Origin of the sequence: Streptacidiphilus sp. PB12-B1b, from assembly GCF_014084125.1 — a bacterium.
GTDB lineage: Bacteria > Actinomycetota > Actinomycetes > Streptomycetales > Streptomycetaceae > Streptacidiphilus.
This window is the reverse complement of the sequence record NZ_CP048405.1, coordinates 4,491,547-4,513,227: the sequence shown is the minus strand read 5'-3', so window position 1 is coordinate 4,513,227 and position 21,681 is coordinate 4,491,547. Positions and strand designations below refer to the sequence as shown.

Sequence of the window (21,681 nt, the reverse complement as noted above, 5' to 3'; positions counted from 1 at the left end):
TGGTTCATCTCTTGCGCTCGACTGCCAATGTTTGTACGTTGAGCGCCACAAACGACACCACAGGCATGAGCCGCCTTCTGTCGACGAGGGAGTCGATCGATGAACAGATACCCGAACCGTTCGCTGGCAGCCCTGGCACTGGCGGGGTGCATCGGCCTCAGCATGAGCGCGTGCAGCTCCAGCTCCAGCAGCGACAAGGCCGCCGGCGCCAACGGGACGACCACGATCACCGTCGGCTGCGAGCCGCCCACCACCCAGCCCGCGCAGCGCGACTTCTTCCTCCAGGACATCGCGGACTTCGAGGCCGCCAACCCCAAGATCATCGTCAAGGGGGACGACACCAACCCCTGCGACACCCCGGCGAAGTTCGACGCGGAGCTGGCCTCGGGCACCGAGGACAACGTCTTCTACACCGCGTTCACCGACCCCACCAACGTGCTGTCCACCAACCAGGCGGCGGACATCCAGAAGTACATACCGCAGATCAGCAACTACTCCAGCATCCTGCCGCAGCTGCTCAACGTGTACCGCAAGGGCGAGACCTCCGGCGGCGACCTGTACGGCATCCCGGTCAACAACTACACCGAGGGCCTGGTCTACAACGCCACCCTGTTCAAGCAGGCCGGGATCACCGCCCCGCCCAGCACCTGGGCCCAACTCGAGGCGGACGCCAAGAAGATCAGCGACCTGGGCAACGGCGACATCGGCTACGCCGACTACAGCGCGGGCGGCACCGGCGGTTGGCACTTCGCCGCCGAGCTGTACTCCCGGGGCGGCCAGATGGCCAACGCGGCCGGCACCAAGGCCGCGTTCGACAACGCCGACGGCCTGGCGGTGCTGCAGACCCTGCACGACATGGCCTTCAACGACAAGTCCATGGGCACCAAGCAGGGCCTGGTCTGGGCCGACCTGCCGCAGCTGATGAGCACCGGCAAGCTCGGCATGTACGTCGGCGCCCCCGACACCATCACCAACATGCACGCCACCTACAACACCCCCTACACCAACATCGAGATGAGCCCGCTGCCCGGGGTGAACGGCCCGACCGGCACCCTGCTCGGCGGCGACGGCTACATGTTCAACAAGAAGGACACTCCGGCGCAGATCGAGGCCGGGATCAAGTTCCTCGACTTCGAGTTCCTGACGCCGGGCGACGGACAGTTCAACTACGTCCGCAACGCCGGCGCCGGCCAGCCGGTGGGCCTGCCGGAGCCCGACCTGTTCACCGCCGGATCCGCGGCCGACACCCAGGTCGGCAAGGACGAGAAGGCGTCCGCCAACGTCCCGGCATCCAACTTCACCGCCTACACCGCGGGGCTGACCAGCATGAGCCTGAACATCGAGCCGCCGCAGGCGCAGGCCATCTACGCGCAGGGCGACAAGGCGATGTACGCGGCGCTGACCAACCCCGGCGCCAACCTGCAGCAACTGCTGGACACCTTCGCCAACGCCGCCAACGGCATCCTCGCCAACAACTCGAACGGCTGAGCCTCAGATGGCAGCGACGCGTCCTGCCGGGGGCCTCGGCTCGCGGCAGGACGCCCCGTCCAGCAGGAGTACAGGTCCGATGGCGACCACCGACACGCCCCGCCACCCCGCCCGTCCGCGTGGCGCCTTCCTGCGCGGGGTACAACGCAACTCCACCGCCTACCTGTTCATGATCGGGGCGATCCTCTGCTTCGCGGTGTTCTCCTGGTACCCGATGATCCGGGAGCTGATCCTGAGCTTCCAGAAGGTCAACATCGCCGGGCAGAGCAGCGGTTGGGCCGGACTGCAGAACTACCGGCGGGCGATCCACGACCCCGACTTCTGGAGCTCCTGGCGCACCACCGGGCTGTTCGCCGGCTTCGCCCTGGTCTTCGGGTACGCCGTCCCGTTCTGCATCGCCGTGGTCCTCAACGAACTGCGGCACGGCAAGGGCTACTTCCGGCTGCTGGTCTACCTGCCGGTGATGATGCCGCCGGTGGCCTCCGCCTTCCTGTGGAAGTGGTTCTACACCCCGGACAACACCGGGCTGTTCAACGCCGCCCTGCACCTGCTGCACCTGCCGACCTCGCACTGGACGCAGTCCTCCTCCCCGGACTTCGCGGTGCTGTGCCTGGTGCTGTTCTCCACCTGGATCAACATGGGCGGGGGCGTGCTGATCTACCTGGCCGCGCTCCAGGGCATCCCCGGAGAGCTCTACGAGGCAGCCGAGTTGGACGGGGCGGGCATCCTCAAGCGGGTGTGGCACGTCACCGTCCCGCAGACCCGGATGATCCTGTCGCTGATGTTCCTGCTGCAGATCGTCGCCACCGCGCAGGTGTTCCTGGAGCCCTTCATCCTGACCGGCGGCTCCAACGGCACCGTCAGCGTGGTCTACCTGGTCTACCAGTACGCCTTCAACTACGGGAACTTCGGCGGCGCCGCCGCCCTGGGCGTGATGCTGTTCGTGGGCCTGGCCTGCTTCTCCGGCGCCTACCTGTGGCTGTCCCGACGCGGAAACGAGGAATGACCCCGATGGCAGCCGTCGACACCCAGACCCGGACCCTGATCTCGCAGTCCCAACTGTCCCGTCCGCGCGCCCGGGTCGTCTACTGGGTGGTGCTGTGGGCCCTGGTGGCGCTGTTCGCGCTGGTCTTCCTGTTCCCGCTGTACTGGATGTTCAGCAGCGGGCTGAAGACCGCCGCCGAGGTGCTGCAGAGCCCGCCGTCGCTGGTCCCGGCCCACCCGCAGGCGGCCAACTACCGCCACGCCTGGTCCGATCTGGACCTCGGCCGGTTCATGCTCAACACCCTGATGTACGCCGGCGGCGCGCTGGCCTTCCAGCTCGTCTTCGACGTCTCCGCCGCCTACGCCCTGTCCAAACTGCGGCCGGTGCTGGGCAACGTGGTGCTGTTCATGATGCTGTCCACGCTGATGATCCCGGCCATGGTCCTGATCATCCCGCAGTACCTCACCGCGCTGGACGTGCCGTTCGTGCACTGGGACCTGCTGAACACGCCGTGGGCGATCTGGCTGCCCTCGGTGGCCAACGGCTTCAACATCTTCATCCTGAAGCGCTTCTTCGACTCGGTGCCGCAGGACCTGCTGTCCGCCGCCACCATCGACGGCGCCGGACCGCTGCGGACGCTGTGGTCGGTGATCCTGCCGATGTCCCGGCCGATCATCGGCGTGGTGTCCATCTTCGCCGTGGTCAACGTCTGGAAGGACTTCCTCTGGCCCTACCTCGTCCTGACCGACACCTCCAAGATGTCCATCAACGTCGGCCTGTACAGCCTCAGCGGCGACGGCATCCCGGAGAACGTCTTCATGGCCGCCCTGGCCATGGCCTGCGTGCCGACCATCGTGTTCTTCCTGATCTTCCAGCGCAACATCATGTCGGGCCTCACCGCCGGCAGCCTCAAGGGCTGACCCGCACCGGACCGACCGCCGCACCGGCGGCCACCGTGCCGCAGCAGCCGCACCCGACCACGCACCGCCTACCGTCCCGACGTGAGGCATAACGCCGAGGAGACACCGTGCCTGCAATCCGGGCGAATCCCCTTCCCAACGAGTGGTGGCGTGGCGCCGCCATCTACCAGGTGTACGTCCGAAGCTTCGCCGACGGAAACGGCGACGGGGTCGGCGACCTCGCGGGCGTCCGCTCACGGCTGCGCCACCTGGCCGACCTCGGCGTCGACGCGCTGTGGTTCAACCCCTGGTACCCTTCGCCGATGGCCGACGGCGGGTACGACGTCACCGACTACCGCAGCATCGACCCCGCCTTCGGCACCCTGGCCGAGGCCGAGAAGCTCATCGCGGAAGCCCTCGACCTGGGCATCCGCACCATCATCGACATCGTCCCCAACCACGTCTCGGACACCCACCGCTGGTTCCGGCAGGCGCTGGCCGCACCACCCGGCTCACCCGAGCGCGCCCGCTTCTGGTTCCGCCCCGGCCGCGGCGAGCACGGCGAACTGCCGCCCAACGACTGGCCCTCGCAGTTCGGCGGCTCCGCCTGGAGCCGGGTCGCCGAACCCGACGGCACCCCCGGCGAGTGGTACCTGCACCGCTTCGCCTCCCAGCAGCCCGACCTCAACTGGGAGCACCCCGAGGTCCGCGCCGAGCACGAGGACGTGCTGCGCTTCTGGTTCGACCGGGGCGCCGCCGGGGTGCGGATCGACTCGGCCGCCGAGGTGGTCAAGGACCCGGCCCTGCCCGACTTCGACCCGGAGCACGACCCGCACCCGTACCTGGACCGCGACGAGCTCCACGACATCTACCGCTCCTGGCGCCGGCTCGCCGACTCCTACCCGCAGCCCCGGGCGCTGATCGGCGAGGTCTGGCTGCCCGACCCCGAGCGCTTCGCCCGCTACCTGCGCCCGGACGAACTGCACACCGCCTTCAACTTCGGCTTCCTGGCCTGCCCCTGGGACGCCGAGCGGCTGCGCGAGTCGATCACCACCACCCTGGCCGTGCACGCCCCGGTCGGCGCCCCCGCCACCTGGGTGCTCGCCAACCACGACATCACCCGCACCGTCACCCGCTACGGCCGCGCCGACACCGGCTTCGACTTCGCCACCAAGGGCCACGGCATCCCCACCGACCTGGCCCTGGGCACCCGCCGCGCCCGCGCCGCCGCGCTGCTGTCGCTGGCGCTGCCCGGCTCGGTCTACCTCTACCAGGGCGAGGAGCTGGGGCTGCCCGAGGTCGAGGACATCCCGGCCGACCGCATCGAGGACCCGATGTACCACCGCACCGGCGGGGCCGACCCCGGCCGCGACGGCTGCCGGGTGCCGCTGCCCTGGTCCGGGACGGTCTCCCCGTACGGCTTCAGCGCCGAGCCGGTCACCGGCGAGCCCTGGCTGCCGCAGCCCGACGGCTGGGCGGGGCTGTCCGTCGCCGCGCAGAGCGGCGCGCCGGACTCCATGCTCACCCTGTACCGCACCGCGCTGCGGCTGCGCCGGGCCGAACCCGGCCTCGGCGACGGGCCGATGAGCTGGCTGGACGCCGGTCCCCGGGTACTGGCCTTCGCCCGCGGCTCCGGCGCCGACGGGCCCGGATTCACCTGCGTGGTCAACCTGTCCGGCGCGCCCGTGCCGCTGCCCGCGCACACCGCGGTGCTGTTGGCCAGCGGCCCGCTGGACGGGGGCGCGCTGCCTCCCGATACCGCGGTGTGGCTGCGGACGACCTGACAGTCCCGCAACCGCGCCGCAGGCCGCGCCGCCCCCGGACCGAGGGTTCCGACCGGGCGGCGCGGCCGCCTCACGCCGGGCAGGCCGTCAGGCGGAAGCGGGGTCGGCGTGCACCACCCCGAGGATGAGCAGCACCCCGAAGACCAGCACCACTCCGAACAGCAGCGCCAGACCGCCGGTGACCAGGAGTCCGGTGGTCACGTCGTAGGGGTCCTTGATGGTCGCCGAGTCACGGGGGTTCGCCGGGCTGTAGCGGACGGTCACCGCTTCACCCGTGCGGCACTCGACGCCGGACTCCAGCAGCTGGACGTACGTCATCCGTTCGCCGTCGGCGGTGGTGAACTCGATGTGGGCTTCGCGGGAGAAAGTCCGGAACCCGTTGGCTCCGCCGTGGTGCGCCTTGACCCGCAGGACCGTGCCCTGGACGACCACGCCCGAGCGGGACGCGCGGAGCATCGGAAACAGGCGCTTGACCATCGATACGACGAAGAGTGCGGTGAGGGGGCCGCCGAACACCACTGCCAGAATGCCTAGACGCATCGGATCTCCTCGGAACGCAGCGGGCCGACCGCCGGTCGGCCGGGCAGTGGGGAGCTGCGGGTGAGCGGGTGCGTCATTTTCCCTCCCCGCCCTCGGACTCGGCTGCTCCCTCGATCTTCGCATTGAGCAGCTCGCCGAAGATCTCGGGCAGGGTCGGCGCCTCGGTGTCCTTTCCCAACACGCCGTTGACCGCCCGTTTGGAGGCGTATTCGCTGGCCAGGGTGGTGAGCGCGCGCCCCGCCGTGGTCTCCAGCGCGTTGGGCATGGTGGCGAGGATGGCCGGCAGATCCGGAATGATCTCGCTTGCGTCGTCCGGCAGATAGATGAGGGCCGTGAGCGCCGCGCTCTGGGCCGCGCTCTTGGTGAGGGCGCTGCCGCCGAAGGTGAGCCCGCCGACGGCTGTCGACTCGAGGAGGTTGATGAGCATCTCCTTCGGGGAGGACGGGGCCTCGCCCAGGGCGGTCTTGGCTGAGTCGCCCAGAGATGCCTCGAGGATGGAGTCCACCGCGCCGAAGACCCCGCCCATGGTGATCGCGGCCACGATGTCGGCGATGGTCGTGCCCAGCAGTTCGACACTGCCGACGGCGGTGCCGATCAGCGCGGTGGAGACCGCACCGCCGATCGCGTCGGAGGCGCCCAGGGTGAAGACGGTGGCCAGGGCGCCTGCGGCGAGGGCGGTGACGATCTCGGCGGCGGTCTCCTCCAGCTTGCGCTTGGCCTCGTCGACCGCGTCGGCGTAGTTGTCGCAGGCGGTGGCGAGCGCGTCGGCGGCCTCGATCAGGACCGGGAGCATCGCGGGCTTCTCCGCGACCGTGCAGGCCTCGAAGGGGCCGCCGATGCCGCTCCAGAAGGTGTTGAATGCGTCCATCGCCGCGCCGGTGTTGTGCCGGCTGAGGGAGTACGCCGCGCTGCCGGCGGTGTTGAGGGCGTCCTGCGCGGCGGAGCCGACGGCCCGCCAGGCGGAGGCTGCCTCCCGGGCCTTGCCGGAGTCCGCGTCCGGCCAGGGGACGCCGATGTCGGCCAGGACCGACGCGGTGCTCACTGAAGACTCTTCATGGCCGCGGTGATCTGGGCCTCGGTCACCCCGTACTCCTGGCCCATCTGCTGCAGTCCGTCGCCGACGCCCTCGACGGCGATGCCGCTCATCCTGGCGAGCGCCAGCACCTTGACGGCCAGCGGCTGGTACTTGGCGCCGAAGTCGGGCCCGTGCGCGGTGGTGCCCCAGAAGGAGCCGAGGCCCTGCAGCGCCGCGCTCTGCGCCGCCACCGCCGAGGCCAGCTCGGTTCCGGCGCCGGCGAACTTCGGCGCCACCGCCGCGAAGTCGTCGACCTGTACCGCGAAGCCGCCGGACGGCGCCGGCTGCTGCCCTGTCGTCATGGGTGTTCCCCTCCCGTTGCCGCCCGTCGGTGGGCGGTTGCCGAGCATCATCTCAAGCCCTGCGGCGGCCGGTGCGGCGGGTCCGGCGGCGCGGTCCGGGCCGGGTCCGGGCCGAGGTCCGCAGCGTGGTCACGATCCGGTACAGAAGCAGACCCGGGTGGCCCGACCCCTTGACGGGCTGAGGTTTTCTCGGGAATCTATGCCTCACCAATCGTTAGGAAACTTAACTATCTAAAGGTACGTGCACCCCAGGGAGAGGTAAGACCGACATGCACCAAGGCTTCCTGAAGAGAAGCGGCAGGGTCCTCGGCGTCGCCGCGGTCGCCGCGTCCATGCTGCTGGTGAGCGCCTGCGGCGGCTCCGGCGGCACGTCCGGCGGCGGCGACGCCAACGCCGTCCTGACCGTCTCCAACGAGAGCGGCGGGCTGTGGACCTGTAGTTTCAACCCGTTCAACAGCGGGGTCAGCTTCCTGTCCATGGGCGACGTGTACGAGCCGCTCATGTTCGTCAACGCACTGCAGAACGACAAGACCACCCCGTGGCTGGCCACGGCCTTCGCGTGGAGCAACAGCAACACCACGCTGACCTTCACCATCCGCAACGGGGTGAAGTGGAACGACGGCACCGCGATGACCGCCGCCGACGTGCTGTTCACCTTCGACGAGCTCAAGAAGTTCCCGGCGCTCGACCTCAACTCGGTCTGGTCGGTGCTCTCCTCCGTCCAGCAGTCGGGCAGCGACCAGATCGTCTTCCACTTCAAGACCGCGGCGACCCCGTACTTCTACTACATAGCGGACCAGATCCCGATCATCCCGCAGCACGTGTGGGGCTCGATCAAGGACCCGGTCACCTACACCGACGCCGACCCGGTCGCCACCGGCATGTACGTGGTCAAGCCCTGCACCCCGCAGAACATCACCTACAAGCCCAACTCCCACTACTGGCAGCCCGGCCTGCCCAAGGTGAAGACGCTGGAGTACCCGGCCTTCACCTCCAACGACTCGGCCAACAACTACCTGGCCACCGGGCAGGCCCAGTGGGGCGCCCAGTTCATCCCCAACATCCAGAAGTACTACCTGGACAAGAGCTCCAACTACCACTCCTGGGAGCCGCCGATCACCCAGGTGTCGATGTTCCCCAACGAGAAGGACCCGCTGCTCGGCAACGCCACCGTGCGCAAGGCCCTGTCCTACGCGACGGACCGGGCGTCGGCCTCCTCCATCGGCGAGGGCGGGCAGGAGCCCCCCGCCAGCCAGCTGGGCGTGGTCACCCAGACCTACCCGCAGTGGATCGCCCCGGCCGCCCAGTCGCAGAACGACTACACCTACGACCCGGCCAAGGCCGACCAGCTGCTGCAGAGCATCGGCGCGGTCAAGGGCGCCGACGGCATCTACACCCTGAACGGCAGGAAGCTCAGCTTCACCATCATCAACAACGGCGGCTACAGCGACTGGGTCGCCGCGCTGCAGACGGTGGCGCAGGGCATGAAGGCGGCCGGCATCCAGCTGAACGTCGACAACCTCTCGCAGAACGACTACACCACCAAGCTGCTCAACGGGCAGTTCCAGCTGGCCTACTACAGCGAGACCGGCGGCCCCGCGCCCTACTACGAGCTGCGCCAATGGCTGTACTCCAGCAACAGCGCGCCGATCGGGCAGCCCGCGGCGACCAACTACGAGCGCTTCAGCGACCCCGCCGTCGACAAGCTGTTCAACCAGTACGCCGCCACCGCCGACCAGGCCACCCAGAAGGCGATCGTCGGCCAGCTGGAGCAGGTCATGCTCAACCAGGTGCCGATCATCCCGGTGACCGAGGCCGCCGCCTGGTACCAGTACGACACCAAGGACTTCACCGGCTGGGTGACCCAGCAGAACGACTACGCCGTCCCCTCGGTCTGGCAGCTCCCCGACTGGGGCCAGGTGCTGATGCACCTCCAGCCGAAGTAGCCGTCGTGCGGCCGGGCCCCTGCTGCGGCGGCCCGGCGGCCCCGGCCCGGCATCCAGCCGCCGTACGCCGTCCGAAAGAAGAAAAGAGGTCCGCAGGGTGAGATTCCTGCTCCGCCGTCTGGGTTTCTTCGTGCTCACCCTGTGGGCCGCACTGACCATCAACTTCGCCATCCCGCGGATGCTCCCCGGAAGCCCGGTGGACGCCCTGATTGCGAAGTTCCACGGCAAGCTCACTGGAGCCTCGCTCCAGGCCATGGAGGCCGCGCTCGGCTTCAAGAACCACCAGAGCCTGCTGCAGCAGTACCTGACCTACCTGAAGGACTGCGCGACCCTGAACTTCGGGGTCTCCTCCTCGCAGTTCCCGGCCTCGGTGGACAGCATCGTCGGCGCGGCCATCCCGTGGACGCTGGGCCTGGTCGGGGTGACCACCGTGCTGGCGTTCGTGCTGGGCACCGCGATCGGCGCGATCGGCGCCTGGAAGCGCGGCGGCAAGCTCGACAGCGTCCTGCCGCCGCTGTTCGTGGTCGGCACCGGACTGCCGTACTTCTGGATCGGCATCATGCTGATCATGCTGTTCGCCGACATCAACCCCTGGCTGCCGTCGGCCTTCGGCAGCGACAACGACGTGGTCCAGGGCTGGAACGGGGCCTTCGTCGGCTCGGTGGTCACGCACGCGGTCCTGCCGGCCGCCTCGCTGCTGATCACCTCCATCGGCGGCTGGGTGCTGACCATGCGCAACACCATGGTCACCACGCTCGCCGAGGACTACATCCGGATGGCCCGGGCCAAGGGCCTGCCCGCGCACCGCATCATGATCGACTACGCCGCGCGCAACTCGATCCTGCCCAACGTCACCGGCTTCGCCATGTCGATGGGGTTCGTGGTCAGCGGCGCGGTCGCGGTCGAGTACGTCTTCTCCTACCCCGGTGTCGGCTACCAGATGGTCCAGGCCGTGGACAACGAGGACTTCCCCGTCATGCAGTGCCTGTTCCTGGTGATCACCGTGGCGGTGCTGGTCTCGGTGCTGATCTCCGACATTGCGACGGCCATTCTCGACCCCCGCACCCGGTCCGCGAGGTAACGACCACCATGACTTCTCTGCTCCGCTCGATCCGGCACAACGGCAAGGCCGTCACCGGCCTGCTCATCATGCTCGTCTTCGTGGTGATGGCCCTGGTGCCCGACCTCATCGTCTCCGGGAACCCGGCCACCGACACCAAGGCCGTCTCGCTCGGCGTCTCCTCGAAGCACCTGCTCGGCACCACCGCCTTCGGCCAGGACATCTGGCTGCAGGTGGTGCACGGCGCCCGGCCGGCGCTGCTGATCGCGGTCATCTCCGGCCTGCTGGCCACCGTGCTGTCGGTGCTGATCGGCGTCGGCGCCGCCTACCTCGGCGGGATCTGGGACGACGCGCTGAACCTGTTCACCGACGTGGTGCTGGTGCTGCCGACGCTGCCGCTGGTCATCGTCATCGCCGGCTACTTCAGCCAGCACAGCATCAGCGTCATGATCATCGTCCTGGTGGTCACCGGCTGGTCCTACGGCGCGCGCCAACTGCGGTCGCAGGCGCTGTCGTTGCGCAACCGGGACTTCCTGGAGGCGGCCAAGGTCCGCGGCGAGCGCAGCTCCTACATCATCGTGTTCGAGCTGCTGCCCAACATGACCTCGCTGATCGTCGCCAACTTCCTCGGCGCCGCCCTCTACTCGCTGCTGACCGCCTCCACGCTGGAGTTCATCGGGCTCGGCGACACCAGCTCCTACGACTGGGGCACGATGCTCTACTGGGCCCAGAACAACTCCGCGCTGCAGACCGGCGCGTACGTCTGGGCCGCCGCCCCCGGCATCTGCATCGCCCTGCTCGCCGCCGCGTTCGCCCTGCTGAACAACGCCTTCGACGAGATCAGCAACCCCGCCCTGCGCCCCGTGAGGAGGCTCCGTGTCACGACTTCGTGACGTCCGGTCCCTGTCCCCGTCCGAGCCCCCCACGGCGCCCCCGGCCGCGACCGACGGCCCGCTGCTGGACGTCCGCGACCTGGTCGTGGAGTACGCCACCGGGAAGGGCCCGGTGCGCGCCGTGGACCGCGTCAGCTTCACCCTGCGGCGCGGGGAGTTCCTCGGCATCGTCGGCGAGTCCGGCTGCGGCAAGTCCACGCTGCTGTTCGGCATCGCCCAACTCCTCAGCGCCCCGGCCGGGATCACCGGCGGCGAGGTCTGGTTCCGCGGCCAGAACCTGGTCGGGCTGACCGAGAAGCAGCTGCGCCCGGTCCGCTGGGCCAACCTGTCCGTGGTGATGCAGAGCGCCATGAACGCGCTCAACCCGGTCAAGACCATCGGCGCCCAGTACCGCGACGTGCTGCGGGCCCACAGTTTCGACACCGACATCCCGGCCCGCTCCCGCGAGGTGCTGGAGCTGGTCGGCGTCGACCCGGTGCACCTGGACAGCTACCCGCACCAGCTCTCCGGCGGCATGCGGCAGCGCGCCATGATCGCCATGGCGCTGCTGTTCACCCCCGACCTGATCGTGATGGACGAACCCACCTCGGCCCTGGACGTCGTCGCCCAGCGCTCGCTGATGGTGCAGATCAAGGAGCTCCAGCGGGAGCTGGGCTTCGCCATCATCTTCGTCACCCACGACATGTCGCTGGTCAGCCACTTCTCCGACCGGCTGATCGTGATGTACGGCGGGCAGATCGCCGAACTCGGCGACACCCGCACGGTGTTCGACACCCCCCGGCACCCCTACAGCCGGGGCCTGCTGGAGGCGTTCCCGTCGATCCGCGGCCCCAAGGTGCCGCTGCTGGGCATCCCCGGCACCCCGCCCGACCTCGGCGCGCCGCCCCCCGGCTGCCGCTTCGCCCCCCGCTGCCCGGTCGCCGTGCCCGCCTGCACCGAGGCCGGGCCGGAACTGTACGACGTCGACCAGGTCCTCGTGCGCTGCCTGCTGCACGAGCCCGGACGCATCAGCAAGGAGGACGTCCCGGCATGAGCGAGGACGCACACGGCGCCGCAGCGGTCGCCGCCACCGACGCCGCACCGGCCGCGCCCGCCGACGGGGTGCTGCTCCGGGCCACCGGACTGACCCGGCACTTCCAGATCGGCGGGGCCTTCTCCCGGCGCACCCTGCACGCCGTCGACGACGCCGAACTCACCATCGGCCGCAACGAGATCGTCGCCCTGGCCGGGGAGAGCGGCAGCGGCAAGTCCACCGTCGCCCGGCTGCTGGCCATGGTCTACCAGCCCACCGCCGGCGAGATCCACTTCGACGGCACCCCGCTGTCCGCCCTGCGCTCCCGCAAGAGCCGGCTGGCCTACCGCAGCCAGGCGCCGATGGTGTTCCAGGACCCGTTCAGCTCCATCAACCCGGTCTACCGGATCTCCCACGGCATCCTGCGCAGCCTCACCCTGCACCGCCCGGAGCTGGACAAGGAGGCCCGCACCGCCGAGGCCGAACGGCTGCTCACCGTGGTCGGGCTCACCCCCGCCGCCACGTACATGAACAAGTACCCGTACGAGATGAGCGGCGGCCAGCGCCAACGCGTCGGCTTCGCCCAGGCGTTGGCGTCCAACCCGAAGCTGATCATCGCGGACGAGCCGGTCTCCATGCTGGACGCGTCCATCCGGATCGGCCTGCTCAACCTGATGGCCGAGCTGCGCGACCGCTCCGGGGTGTCGTTCCTCTACATCACCCACGACCTCGCCAGCGCCCGCTACGCCGCCGACCGGCTGGTCGTCATGTACGCCGGGCACATCGTCGAGCAGGGCCCGATCGAGGACATCCTGGCCGAGCCCCGGCACCCCTACACACAGCTGCTGCTGGCCACCGTGCCGGACCCGCGGGCACCGCTGTCCGAACTGGCCGGAGCCGACCGGGGCGAGCCGCCGCGCGTGGTCGACCCCGCGCCGGGCTGCCGCTTCCGCGCCCGCTGCCCGCTCGCCGTCGAGCAGTGCGCCACGGTCACCCCGCCGCTGCGGCTGCTCGGCGACGGCCACCAGGTGGCCTGCCACCTCGCCGAGAGCGTCACCGCCACCACCTGGACCGACCGCGCCGCCCAGGAACCCGACCAGCAGTCCGCCAAGGAGTCGGCATGAAACTCACCGTGGTCGGCGGAGGCTCGACCTACACCCCCGAACTGGTGGACGGCATCGCCCGGCTCCGCGACCGGCTGCCGGTCAGCGAACTGGTCCTGGTCGACCCCGATGCTTCCCGGCTGCCGCTGGTCGGCGGCGTCTCGGCGCGGATCATGGCCGCCCACGGCCACCCGGCCGCCGTCCGCTGGACCACCGACCTGGACGAGGGCGTCACCGGCGCCGGCGCGGTGCTGCTGCAGCTGCGCGTCGGCGGCCAGGCCGCCCGCGACCGCGACGAGACCTGGCCGCTGGAGTGCGGCTGCGTCGGCCAGGAGACCACCGGCGCGGGCGGGTTGGCCAAGGCGCTGCGCACCGTCCCGGTGGTGCTGGACATCGCCGAGCGGGTCCGGCGGTTGGCCGGGCCCGACGCCTGGATCGTGGACTTCACCAACCCCGTCGGCATCGTCACCCGCGCCCTGCTCCAGGCCGGGCACCGCGCGGTGGGCCTGTGCAACGTCGCCATCGGCTTCCAGCGCCGCTTCGCCGCCGCCCTGGAGCTGGCGCCGGAGAGCGTCACGCTGGACCACTTCGGCCTGAACCACCTCACCTGGATCAGGGGCGTCCACGCCGGCGGCCGCGACCTGCTGCCGCAGATTCTGGACGAGCGCGCCGACGAGCTGGCCCACGACATCGAGCTGCCCGCCGAGCTGATCCGCCGACTGGGCGTCATCCCCTCGTACTACCTGCGCTACTACTACCAGCACGACGCGGTGGTCGAGGAGCTGCGGCACAGCGGGACCAGGGCCTCGGCGGTGGCCGCGATGGAGCGGCAGCTGCTGGAGCTGTACGCCGACCCGGCCCTGGACCACAAGCCGGAGCTGCTGGCCCGGCGCGGCGGCGCGTTCTACTCCGAGGCCGCCGTCAACCTGCTGGCCTCGCTGGTCGCCGGGACCGGCGACGTGCAGGTCGCCAACGTCCGCAACAACGGCACCATGCCCTTCCTCGCCGACGACGCCGTCATCGAGGTGCCCGCCGTGATCGACGCCCGCGGAGCCCACCCGCTCCCGCTCGCGCCGGTCCCGGCGATCCACGCCGGGCTGATCGCCCATGTCACCGCCTACGAGGACCTGGCGCTGGCGGCGGCCGTGCACGGCGGCCGCGACCGGGTGTTCGAGGCCATGCTCGCCCACCCCCTCATCGGCCAGTTCGAGCAGGCGGACCGCCTGACCGACCTGCTGCTCAGCGAGAACAAGGACTTCCTGGCGTGGATCTGAAGGACGACGCCCGAGCGGCCCAGCCCCCGGGCACCCCGTCTCCCACCGAGACCCCCGCGGTACTGGCCGTCGACGGAGGAAACAGCAAGACCGACCTGGCCCTGGTCGCGGCGGACGGCACGGTGCTCGCCGCCGTCCGCGGCCCCGGCTCCGCCGCCCCCAGCGCCGCGACGCTGGCGCCGCTGGTCGAACAGGTGGCGCTGCTCGCCGGACTGGACGGGAGCGCTCCCGTCGCCCGGCACATCTCCGCCTGCCTGGCCAACGTCGACCTGCCCGAGGACGAGGAGCGGCTGGCCGCCGAACTCGCCGAGCGGCCCTGGTCGCAGACGTCCCAGGTGCTCAACGACACCTTCGCGCTGCTGCGCTCGGGCACCCACCGGCCCTGGGGGGTCGCGGTGGTCTGCGGCGCCGGGGTGAACTGCGCGGGCGTCAGCCCGGACGGCCGCACCGCCCGGTTCCTGGCGCTCGGCCACCACACCGGCGACTGGGGCGGCGGGCGCTGGCTCGGCAACGAGATCATGTACTCGGCTATGCGCGCCGAGGACGGCCGGGGCCCGCAGACCCAGCTGCGCGAGCGGGTCGCCGAGCACTTCGGCCGGCCGACCATCCACGACGTGGCGGTCGCCGTCCACCTCGGCCTGATCGGCGAGGACGACCTCACCGGGCTCACCCGGGTGCTGCTGGACGCCGCCGACGCGGGCGACCAGGTCGCGGTCGGGCTGGTGGAACGCCAGGCCGAGGAGGTGTTCCTGATGGCCCGATCGGTCCTGGACCGGCTCGACCTCGCCAGGACGGACGTGGAGGTCGTCCTCGGCGGCGGCATCCTGGCCACCCGGCACCCGCTGCTGAGCCAGGGCGTCGAGTCGCGGCTCAAGGAGTACGCGCCCTCGGCCCTGCCCCGCTACACCGACGTCCCCCGGTCGCCGGCGCCGCTCTGCTCGGCCTGGACCACCTCGGCGCGGGCCAGGCCGCCCTGGAGCGCCTGCGCGAGTGCTACCGCGCCGACGCGCCGTAGCCCGGTCCCGCGCCACCCCCGGGGCCCGGCAGGCGACCACCGCCCGCCGGGCCCCGGCCGCCGCCCCTGCGGTACGCCATCGGGGTACCCCCGGTGCGCTGCTGCGTTCTCGGTCGGCGGGCGCACCCCGCCCTGCGGGCCTAGGGTGTCGGGGAGGGTCGGCGAACGGGAACGGAGTGCCGGGGTGGCGAAGTCGCAGCACAGGTCGGGCGAGGGGGTGAGCGCCGAGGTGGTGTCCTCGGGGCCCAGGCTGAAGCGCAAGCCGTACGAGAAGGAGCTGTTCCGGCTGCAGGCGGAGCTGGTGAACCTGCAGGAGTGGGTGCGGACCAGCGGGGCGCGGGTGGTGGTGGTCTTCGAGGGCCGGGACGCCGCGGGCAAGGGCGGGGCGATCAAGCGGGTCACCGAGTACCTCAGCCCGCGCATCGCCCGGATCGCGGCGCTGCCCGCGCCCACCGAGCGCCAGCGCGGCCAGTGGTACTTCCAGCGGTACGTGGAGCACCTGCCGGCCGCCGGGGAGATCGTGCTGTTCGACCGCAGCTGGTACAACCGGGCCGGGGTGGAGCGGGTGATGGGCTTCTGCACCCAGGACGAGTACCACCGGTTCCTGCACCAGTGCCCGATCTTCGAGCGGATGCTGGTCGAGGACGGCGTCCACCTGCTGAAGTACTGGTTCTCGGTCAGTGACGTCGAGCAGGAGCGGCGCTTCCTTGCCCGCCGGGACGACCCGATGCGGCGCTGGAAGCTCTCGCCGATGGACCTGGAGTCGATCACCCGTTGGGAGGACTACTCCCGGGCCAAGGACGAGATGTTCGTCCACACCGACATCCCCGAGGCGCGCTGGCACGTGGTCGAGAGCGAGGACAAGCGCCGGGCCAGGATCAACATGATCGCGCACCTGCTGTCGGCCGTCCCCTACGAGGACGTCCCGGTCGAGCCGCTGACCTTCCCGTCCCGGCCGCCGTCGCGGGGCTACCAGCGGCCGCCCCGCGACGAACAGCACTACGTACCGGACCACGCGGCCACGCTCGGCTGACCAACGCTCAGCCGAGCGGCTCCGGCTCCTGCTGCGGGCCCTGCGGCAGCTGGAACTCCGCGAGGATGCGCTCGGCGGCCAGGGCGGCCGTCAGCGTGCCCTCGCGGACCTGCCGTTCCAGGCCGGGGGCGATCCGGCGGACGCCCGGGTCGCCGTGCAGCCGGGAGAGCAGCTGGTCGTGGACCATCGCCCAGACCCAGCCGATCTGCTGGTCGCGGCGCTTGGCGGCGAGCGAGCCGTCCGCCTCCAGCAGCCGGCGGTGCTGCTGGAGCCGCTCCCAGAGCTCCTCCAGGCCCAGGCCCTCGCGTCCGCTGCAGGTCAGCACCGGCGGCGTCCAGGCGGAGTCGGCGCCGCGCAGCAGCCGCAGCGCCCCGGCCAGTTCGCGCGCGGCGGAGCGGGCGCCCTGCTCGAAGTCGCCGTCGGCCTTGTTGACGGCGACCAGGTCGGCCAGCTCCAGCACGCCCTTCTTGATGCCCTGCAGTTGGTCGCCGGTCCGGGCCAGGGTGAGCAGCAGGAAGGAGTCGACCATGTCGGCGACGGTGGTCTCGGACTGGCCCACGCCCACGGTCTCGATCAGGACCACGTCGTAGCCGGCCGCCTCCATCACCACCGTGCTCTCCCGGGTGGCCTTGGCGACGCCGCCGAGCGTCCCGGCGGTGGGGGAGGGGCGGACGAACGCGGCCGGGTCGACGGCCAGCCGCTCCATCCGGGTCTTGTCGCCCAGGATGGAGCCGCCGGTCCGGGTGGAGGACGGGTCGACGGCCAGCACCGCCACCCGGTGGCCCAGGCCGGTGAGCATGGTGCCGAAGGCGTCGATGAAAGTCGACTTGCCGACACCGGGCACCCCGGTGATCCCGACCCGGACCGCCCCGCCCGCGTGCGGCAGCAGCTGCACCAGCAGCCGCTGCGCCAGCTCGCGGTGGTCCGGCCGGGTGGACTCGACGAGGGTGATGGCCCGCGCGATGAACGCGCGGGAGCCGTCGAGCACGCCCTTCGCATACTGGTCGACGTCGATGGCCCGCGGCATCAGGCCTCGTCGTGCCCGAGTGCGACGGCCAGCTTGCGCAGCAGGTCCCCGGCGGCCTCGGGGATCACCGTGCCCGGCGGGAACACGGCGGCGGCACCGGCCTCGTACAGGGCGTCGAAGTCCTGCGGGGGGATGACCCCGCCGACGACGATGGTGATGTCCTCGCGCCCGGCCGCCGCCAGCTCGGCCCGCAGCGCGGGCACCAGCGTCAGGTGACCCGCGGCCAGTGAGGAGACGCCGACGATGTGCACGTCGGCCTCCACCGCCTGCCGGGCCACCTCGGCCGGGGTCTGGAACAGCGGGCCGACGTCCACGTCGAAGCCCAGGTCGGCGAAGCCGGTGGCGATCACCTTCTGGCCCCGGTCGTGGCCGTCCTGGCCCATCTTGGCGACCAGGATGCGCGGACGGCGGCCCTCCGCCCGCTCGAACGCCTCGACCAGCGCGCGGGTCTGCTCCATGGCGCCGGACGCCCCGGCCTCCTCGCGGTACACACCGGTAATGGTACGGATCTGCCCGGCGTGGCGTCCGTAGACCTCCTCCAGGGCGTCGGAGATCTCCCCGACCGTGGCCATGGCCCGGGCCGCGTCCACCGCCAGCGCCAGCAGGTTGCCCTCCAGGCCGTCGCCGCCCGCGCCCTGCGCGCCCGCGCGGGCGGAGGCGGTCAGCGCCCGCAGCGCCGCCTGGCAGGCGTCCTCGTCCCGCTCGGCCCGCAGCCGGCGCAGCTTCTCCACCTGCTGGGCGCGGACCGAGGAGTTGTCGACCTTCAGCACGTCGATCTGCTCGTCGGTGCCCACCCGGTACTTGTTGACGCCGATCACCGGCTGCCGGCCGGAGTCGATCCGGGCCTGGGTGCGGGCCGCGGCCTCCTCGATACGCAGCTTGGGGATGCCCGCGTCGATGGCCTTGGCCATCCCGCCCGCCGCCTCGACCTCCTGGATGTGCTGCCAGGCCCGGGCGGCCAGGTCGTGCGTCAGCCGCTCCACGTAGGCGCTGCCGCCCCACGGGTCGATCACCCGGCAGGTGCCCGACTCCTGCTGCAGCAGCAGCTGGGTGTTGCGGGCGATCCGCGCGGAGAAGTCGGTGGGCAGCGCCAGCGCCTCGTCCAGGGCGTTGGTGTGCAGCGACTGGGTGTGCCCCTGGGTCGCGGCCATCGCCTCGATGCAGGTCCGCGTGACGTTGTTGAAGACGTCCTGCGCGGTCAGCGACCAGCCCGAGGTCTGCGAATGCGTGCGCAGCGACAGCGACTTGGGGTTCTTCGGCTGGAACTCCTTGACCAGCTTGGCCCACAGCAGCCGGGCCGCGCGCAGCTTGGCGACCTCCATGAAGAAGTTCATGCCGATGGCCCAGAAGAACGACAGCCGGGGCGCGAAGGCGTCCACGTCCATCCCGGCCGCCAGGCCCGCCCGCAGGTACTCGACGCCGTCCGCCAGGGTGTAGGCCAGCTCCAGGTCGGCCGTGGCCCCTGCCTCCTGGATGTGGTAGCCGGAGATGGAGATCGAGTTGTAGCGCGGCATCTTCTGCGAGGTGTACGCGAAGATGTCGGAGATGATCCGCATGGAGTGCTGCGGCGGGTAGATGTAGGTGTTGCGGACCATGAACTCCTTGAGGATGTCGTTCTGGATGGTCCCGGCCAGCTTCTCCGGCGGCACCCCCTGCTCCTCGGCGGCGACGATGTACAGCGCCAGCACCGGCAGCACCGCGCCGTTCATGGTCATCGACACCGACATCCGGTCCAGCGGGATGCCGTCGAACAGCTGCCGCATGTCGTAGATGGAGTCGATGGCCACCCCCGCCATGCCGACGTCGCCGGTCACCCGGGGGTGGTCGCTGTCGTAGCCGCGGTGGGTCGGCAGGTCGAAGGCGACCGACAGGCCCTTCTGACCGGCCGCCAGGTTCCGGCGGTAGAACGCGTTGGACTCCTCGGCGGTGGAGAAGCCCGCGTACTGGCGGACCGTCCACGGCTGGTTGACGTACATCGTCGGGTACGGGCCGCGCAGGTACGGGGCGATGCCCGGGTAGGTGGACAGGAAGTCCACCCCCTCCAGGTCCGCGCCGGTGTACAGCGGCTTGACGGCGATGCCCTCGGGGGTCTCCCAGACCTGCTCCGCGACGTCCTTGCCGGTCTGCTGCCGCCACGCCTGCCGCCAGGCCTCCTGCGCCGCCGCGGCGTCGGCGGCCGGCGCGTCCAGGGGGTCGGCGTCGTCCAGCCGGATCTCCGAGAAGTCGGGGATCATCGCACCGCTCCGATCAGGTCGAGGGTCGAGGTGAGGACCGCGACCGCGTCGCAGCCCGTGAAGACGAAGCCGTCCACGCCCGGCATGTCGCTGGGCCTGCCCGCCAGCAGCACCCGCCGCGCGCCCGCCGCCCGCAGCGCCGCCACCACCGCCTCGCCCTGCTCGGCGTACAGCCGGTCGCTGGAGCAGACGCAGGCCACCGCCGTGCCCGAGGCAGTGAACGCCTCGGCCAGCGCCGCCGGATCGGCCCCCTCGCCGAGCACGGTGGCGATGCCGCCGGCCTGGAACAGGTTGGCCGCGAACGAGGACCGCCCGGTGTGCGCGGCCGCCGGGCCGATCGCCGCCAGGAACAGCCGGGGCCGCTCGCCGCCGTCCGCCAGCGCCGCGTCCGAGCGCGCCCGCAGCGCCTCGAACGCCTGCGAGCGGCGGACCCGGGGCAGGCCGCCGCCGACCGGGGCAGGGGCGGGCTCGCGCACCGGCAGCCGCTCGGCCAGGTTCGGGAACTCGCTGACGCCGGTCACCGGCTCCCGGCGGTGCGCCAGGTCGTCCGCGCGCCGCGCCCAGGTCTCCGCGATCCGCTCGCGGACCAGCCCGGAGCCCAGCGCCGCCCGCTGGCCGCCGGCCCGCTCGATCTCCTGGAACCAGGCCCAGGCAGCGTGCGCCAGCTCGTCGGTGAGCTGCTCCACGTACCAGGAGCCGCCGGCCGGGTCGATCACCCGGGCCAGGTGCGACTCCTCCAGCAGCACCGACTGGGTGTTGCGGGCGATCCGCCGGGCGAACGCGTCCGGCAGGCCCAGCGCCGCGTCGAACGGCAGCACCGTCACCGCGTCCGCGCCGCCGACCCCGGCCGCCATGCAGGCCAGCGTGGTCCGCAGCATGTTCACCCACGGGTCGCGCTCGGTCATCATCACCGCGGACGTCACCGCGTGCTGCCGCTGCGCCCGGTCGGCCCCGGCCACGCCGCTGACCTGGCAGACCCGGGCCCACAGCCGCCGGGCCGCGCGCAGCGTGGCGATGGTCAGGAACTGGTCGGCGGTGGCGGCGTAGCGGAACTCCAGCTGCCGGGCGGCGGCCTGCACCGTCAGCCCGGCGGCGGTCAGCTCGCGCAGGTAGGCCACGCCGGTCGCCAGCGAGCAGCCCAGCTCCTGCGCGGCCGAGGCCCCGGCTGCGTGGTAGACGGTGGCGTCCACGGTCAGCGTGCGCAGCCCCGGCAGCTCCCGCTCGCAGCGCCCGGCCAGGGCGGCGGCCCCGGCCAGCAGCCCGGCGGTGTCCTCGGCGCGGCCGGTGCGGGCCAGCAGGCCCAGCGGGTCCGCGCCCAGGCTGCCCCGGGCGTCCGCGGCGGCCAGGCCGCGCTCCCGGTGCAGCGCGAACAGCTGCTCGGCGGCGGCCGGGAAGTCGGCCCCGGCGTCCAGCACCACCGGCGCCAGGTCCAGGTAGACGCCGCGCAGCACGTCCGGCAGGGACGCCACCGGCAGGCCGCCCTCGCCCAGCGCCAGCCACAGCGAGGTGACGCCGTTCTCCAGATCGGCCAGGACCGCCTCGTTGGCCCGCTTGGGATCCGGGTCGGCGTGCAACTGCCGGACGTCCCACCCGTCGGTGGAGGAGCCCTGGACCCGCCCGCCGCGCACGAACGGCGCGAAGCCGGGCAGGCCCGGATCGGCCGCCGAGTCGTCCTCGGCCGTGTACAGCGGACGGGCGCGCAGGCCGTCCTGGAGCGCGGTGGTGAGTGCCGCCTCGGCCCGGTCGCCGGTGAGGTCCTCGGCGCCGGACTTGCGGAGAACGCCTTCGACCAGGTGCTGCCACTGCTCGCGGCTCGCGTCCGGGAACTCGGCGGCGAGGGGAAGCCCTTCGGGGAGTGCCGTCATGAGGCAAAAGTTAGCGCGACAGACTGCTGGTCAGCAGCCGGACGCGATGTGACCTTGCACTCGCTGCACCCGCGAGCCCCCGGGGTGTCACCGGCGCGCCCCGGACGGCCCGCGCGCCGGGGCGTCCGGGAGGCCCGTTCCGGGGT

The 21,681-nt window shown here is 71.5% G+C and carries 17 protein-coding genes and 1 pseudogene; 12 read left to right on the top strand and 6 right to left on the bottom strand.

The genetic code is table 11. The features are described from left to right. Positions 1 to 99 precede the first annotated feature (99 nt). The 4 genes from GXW83_RS19950 (at position 100) to GXW83_RS19935 (ending at position 5,156) form a co-directional block, all read left to right on the top strand. Positions 100 to 1,488 (top strand): ABC transporter substrate-binding protein, encoded by a 1,389-nt coding sequence (locus tag GXW83_RS19950; RefSeq protein WP_182444383.1) that lies wholly within the window; start codon positions 100 to 102, stop codon positions 1,486 to 1,488. A gap of 79 nt (positions 1,489 to 1,567) precedes the next feature. Next, positions 1,568 to 2,494 carry a carbohydrate ABC transporter permease gene (locus GXW83_RS19945; protein WP_182444382.1) on the top strand — a complete coding sequence of 309 codons (927 nt, stop codon included), beginning with the start codon at positions 1,568 to 1,570 and terminating at the stop codon, positions 2,492 to 2,494. A gap of 5 nt (positions 2,495 to 2,499) precedes the next feature. After that, on the top strand, positions 2,500 to 3,393 hold the full coding sequence (locus tag GXW83_RS19940; RefSeq protein WP_182444381.1) for a carbohydrate ABC transporter permease: 894 nt from the start codon (positions 2,500 to 2,502) through the stop codon (positions 3,391 to 3,393). A gap of 107 nt (positions 3,394 to 3,500) precedes the next feature. Beyond that, a complete protein-coding gene (locus tag GXW83_RS19935) occupies positions 3,501 to 5,156 on the top strand; it encodes a glycoside hydrolase family 13 protein (protein ID WP_182444380.1) in 1,656 nt (551 codons plus the stop codon). 87 nt (positions 5,157 to 5,243) lie between these two features. Here the strand turns inward: GXW83_RS19935 and GXW83_RS19930 are convergent, their stop codons facing one another. From GXW83_RS19930 to GXW83_RS19920, 3 genes are all read right to left on the bottom strand, one after another. Continuing rightward, entirely contained in the window at positions 5,244 to 5,696 is a 453-nt protein-coding gene (locus GXW83_RS19930; RefSeq protein ID WP_182444379.1) for a DUF3592 domain-containing protein, read from the bottom strand. 73 nt (positions 5,697 to 5,769) lie between these two features. Further along, on the bottom strand, positions 5,770 to 6,738 hold the full coding sequence (locus GXW83_RS19925) for a hypothetical protein (protein WP_182444378.1): 969 nt from the start codon (positions 6,736 to 6,738) through the stop codon (positions 5,770 to 5,772). After that, the gene (locus tag GXW83_RS19920) at positions 6,735 to 7,073 is read right to left on the bottom strand and encodes a hypothetical protein (protein ID WP_182444377.1); all 339 of its coding nucleotides are present in this window, start codon (positions 7,071 to 7,073) and stop codon (positions 6,735 to 6,737) included. The genes GXW83_RS19925 and GXW83_RS19920 overlap by 4 nt, the downstream gene beginning before the upstream one ends. A 269-nt stretch (positions 7,074 to 7,342) precedes the next feature. Here GXW83_RS19920 and GXW83_RS19915 point away from each other — a divergent pair, with 269 nt between their 5' ends. The 8 genes and pseudogenes from GXW83_RS19915 to ppk2 all read left to right on the top strand — a co-directional run bounded on the left by GXW83_RS19915 (position 7,343) and on the right by ppk2 (position 16,409). Then, entirely contained in the window at positions 7,343 to 9,019 is a 1,677-nt protein-coding gene (locus GXW83_RS19915; RefSeq protein WP_182444376.1) for an ABC transporter substrate-binding protein, read from the top strand. Between the two features lie 97 nt (positions 9,020 to 9,116). Next, complete coding sequence (locus tag GXW83_RS19910; RefSeq protein WP_182444375.1) at positions 9,117 to 10,100, top strand: ABC transporter permease; 984 nt, start codon at positions 9,117 to 9,119, stop codon at positions 10,098 to 10,100. An 8-nt stretch (positions 10,101 to 10,108) separates the two neighbouring features. Continuing rightward, entirely contained in the window at positions 10,109 to 10,972 is an 864-nt protein-coding gene (locus GXW83_RS19905; RefSeq protein ID WP_182444374.1) for an ABC transporter permease, read from the top strand. After that, positions 10,956 to 12,005, top strand: a complete 1,050-nt coding sequence (locus tag GXW83_RS19900; RefSeq protein WP_225447119.1) for an ABC transporter ATP-binding protein — start codon at positions 10,956 to 10,958, stop codon at positions 12,003 to 12,005. Before GXW83_RS19905 ends, GXW83_RS19900 begins: the two co-directional genes overlap by 17 nt. Then, positions 12,002 to 13,108 carry an ABC transporter ATP-binding protein gene (locus tag GXW83_RS19895; protein WP_182444373.1) on the top strand — a complete coding sequence of 369 codons (1,107 nt, stop codon included), beginning with the start codon at positions 12,002 to 12,004 and terminating at the stop codon, positions 13,106 to 13,108. Before GXW83_RS19900 ends, GXW83_RS19895 begins: the two co-directional genes overlap by 4 nt. After that, positions 13,105 to 14,361, top strand: a complete 1,257-nt coding sequence (locus tag GXW83_RS19890; RefSeq protein ID WP_182444372.1) for a 6-phospho-beta-glucosidase — start codon at positions 13,105 to 13,107, stop codon at positions 14,359 to 14,361. Before GXW83_RS19895 ends, GXW83_RS19890 begins: the two co-directional genes overlap by 4 nt. Then, a pseudogene (locus GXW83_RS34245) lies at positions 14,352 to 15,224 on the top strand (N-acetylglucosamine kinase); the annotation flags it as partial. The gene GXW83_RS19890 and the pseudogene GXW83_RS34245, both read left to right, overlap by 10 nt. 381 nt (positions 15,225 to 15,605) lie before the next feature. After that, positions 15,606 to 16,409, top strand: coding sequence for a polyphosphate kinase 2 (gene ppk2, locus GXW83_RS34240; protein WP_370466885.1), 804 nt, complete (start codon positions 15,606 to 15,608; stop codon positions 16,407 to 16,409). A 7-nt stretch (positions 16,410 to 16,416) separates the two neighbouring features. On the opposite strand, the gene meaB is transcribed toward ppk2, so the two are convergent. Genes meaB through mutA form a run of 3 tightly spaced genes read right to left on the bottom strand, consistent with a single transcriptional unit; the run spans position 16,417 to position 21,535 of the window. Further along, positions 16,417 to 17,436, bottom strand: a complete 1,020-nt coding sequence (meaB, locus tag GXW83_RS19880) for a methylmalonyl Co-A mutase-associated GTPase MeaB (protein ID WP_182444370.1) — start codon at positions 17,434 to 17,436, stop codon at positions 16,417 to 16,419. Beyond that, positions 17,436 to 19,670 (bottom strand): methylmalonyl-CoA mutase, encoded by a 2,235-nt coding sequence (gene scpA, locus GXW83_RS19875; RefSeq protein ID WP_225447118.1) that lies wholly within the window; start codon positions 19,668 to 19,670, stop codon positions 17,436 to 17,438. The genes meaB and scpA overlap by 1 nt, the downstream gene beginning before the upstream one ends. After that, positions 19,667 to 21,535, bottom strand: coding sequence for a methylmalonyl-CoA mutase small subunit (gene mutA, locus GXW83_RS19870; protein WP_182444369.1), 1,869 nt, complete (start codon positions 21,533 to 21,535; stop codon positions 19,667 to 19,669). The genes scpA and mutA overlap by 4 nt, the downstream gene beginning before the upstream one ends. Positions 21,536 to 21,681: the final 146 nt, after the last annotated feature.

What these genes read in the sequence shown, in the direction of transcription:
- GXW83_RS19950 (WP_182444383.1), top strand. Translation starts at nt 100, where the DNA reads ATGAACAGATACCCGAACCGTTCGCTGGCAGCCCTGGCACTGGCGGGG.
- GXW83_RS19945 (WP_182444382.1), top strand. Translation starts at nt 1,568, where the DNA reads ATGGCGACCACCGACACGCCCCGCCACCCCGCCCGTCCGCGTGGCGCC.
- GXW83_RS19940 (WP_182444381.1), top strand. Translation starts at nt 2,500, where the DNA reads ATGGCAGCCGTCGACACCCAGACCCGGACCCTGATCTCGCAGTCCCAA.
- GXW83_RS19930 (WP_182444379.1), bottom strand. Translation starts at nt 5,696, where the DNA reads ATGCGTCTAGGCATTCTGGCAGTGGTGTTCGGCGGCCCCCTCACCGCA.
- GXW83_RS19920 (WP_182444377.1), bottom strand. Translation starts at nt 7,073, where the DNA reads ATGACGACAGGGCAGCAGCCGGCGCCGTCCGGCGGCTTCGCGGTACAG.
- GXW83_RS19915 (WP_182444376.1), top strand. Translation starts at nt 7,343, where the DNA reads ATGCACCAAGGCTTCCTGAAGAGAAGCGGCAGGGTCCTCGGCGTCGCC.
- GXW83_RS19905 (WP_182444374.1), top strand. Translation starts at nt 10,109, where the DNA reads ATGACTTCTCTGCTCCGCTCGATCCGGCACAACGGCAAGGCCGTCACC.
- GXW83_RS19895 (WP_182444373.1), top strand. Translation starts at nt 12,002, where the DNA reads ATGAGCGAGGACGCACACGGCGCCGCAGCGGTCGCCGCCACCGACGCC.
- GXW83_RS19890 (WP_182444372.1), top strand. Translation starts at nt 13,105, where the DNA reads ATGAAACTCACCGTGGTCGGCGGAGGCTCGACCTACACCCCCGAACTG.
- meaB (WP_182444370.1), bottom strand. Translation starts at nt 17,436, where the DNA reads ATGCCGCGGGCCATCGACGTCGACCAGTATGCGAAGGGCGTGCTCGAC.
- scpA (WP_225447118.1), bottom strand. Translation starts at nt 19,670, where the DNA reads ATGATCCCCGACTTCTCGGAGATCCGGCTGGACGACGCCGACCCCCTG.
- mutA (WP_182444369.1), bottom strand. Translation starts at nt 21,535, where the DNA reads ATGACGGCACTCCCCGAAGGGCTTCCCCTCGCCGCCGAGTTCCCGGAC.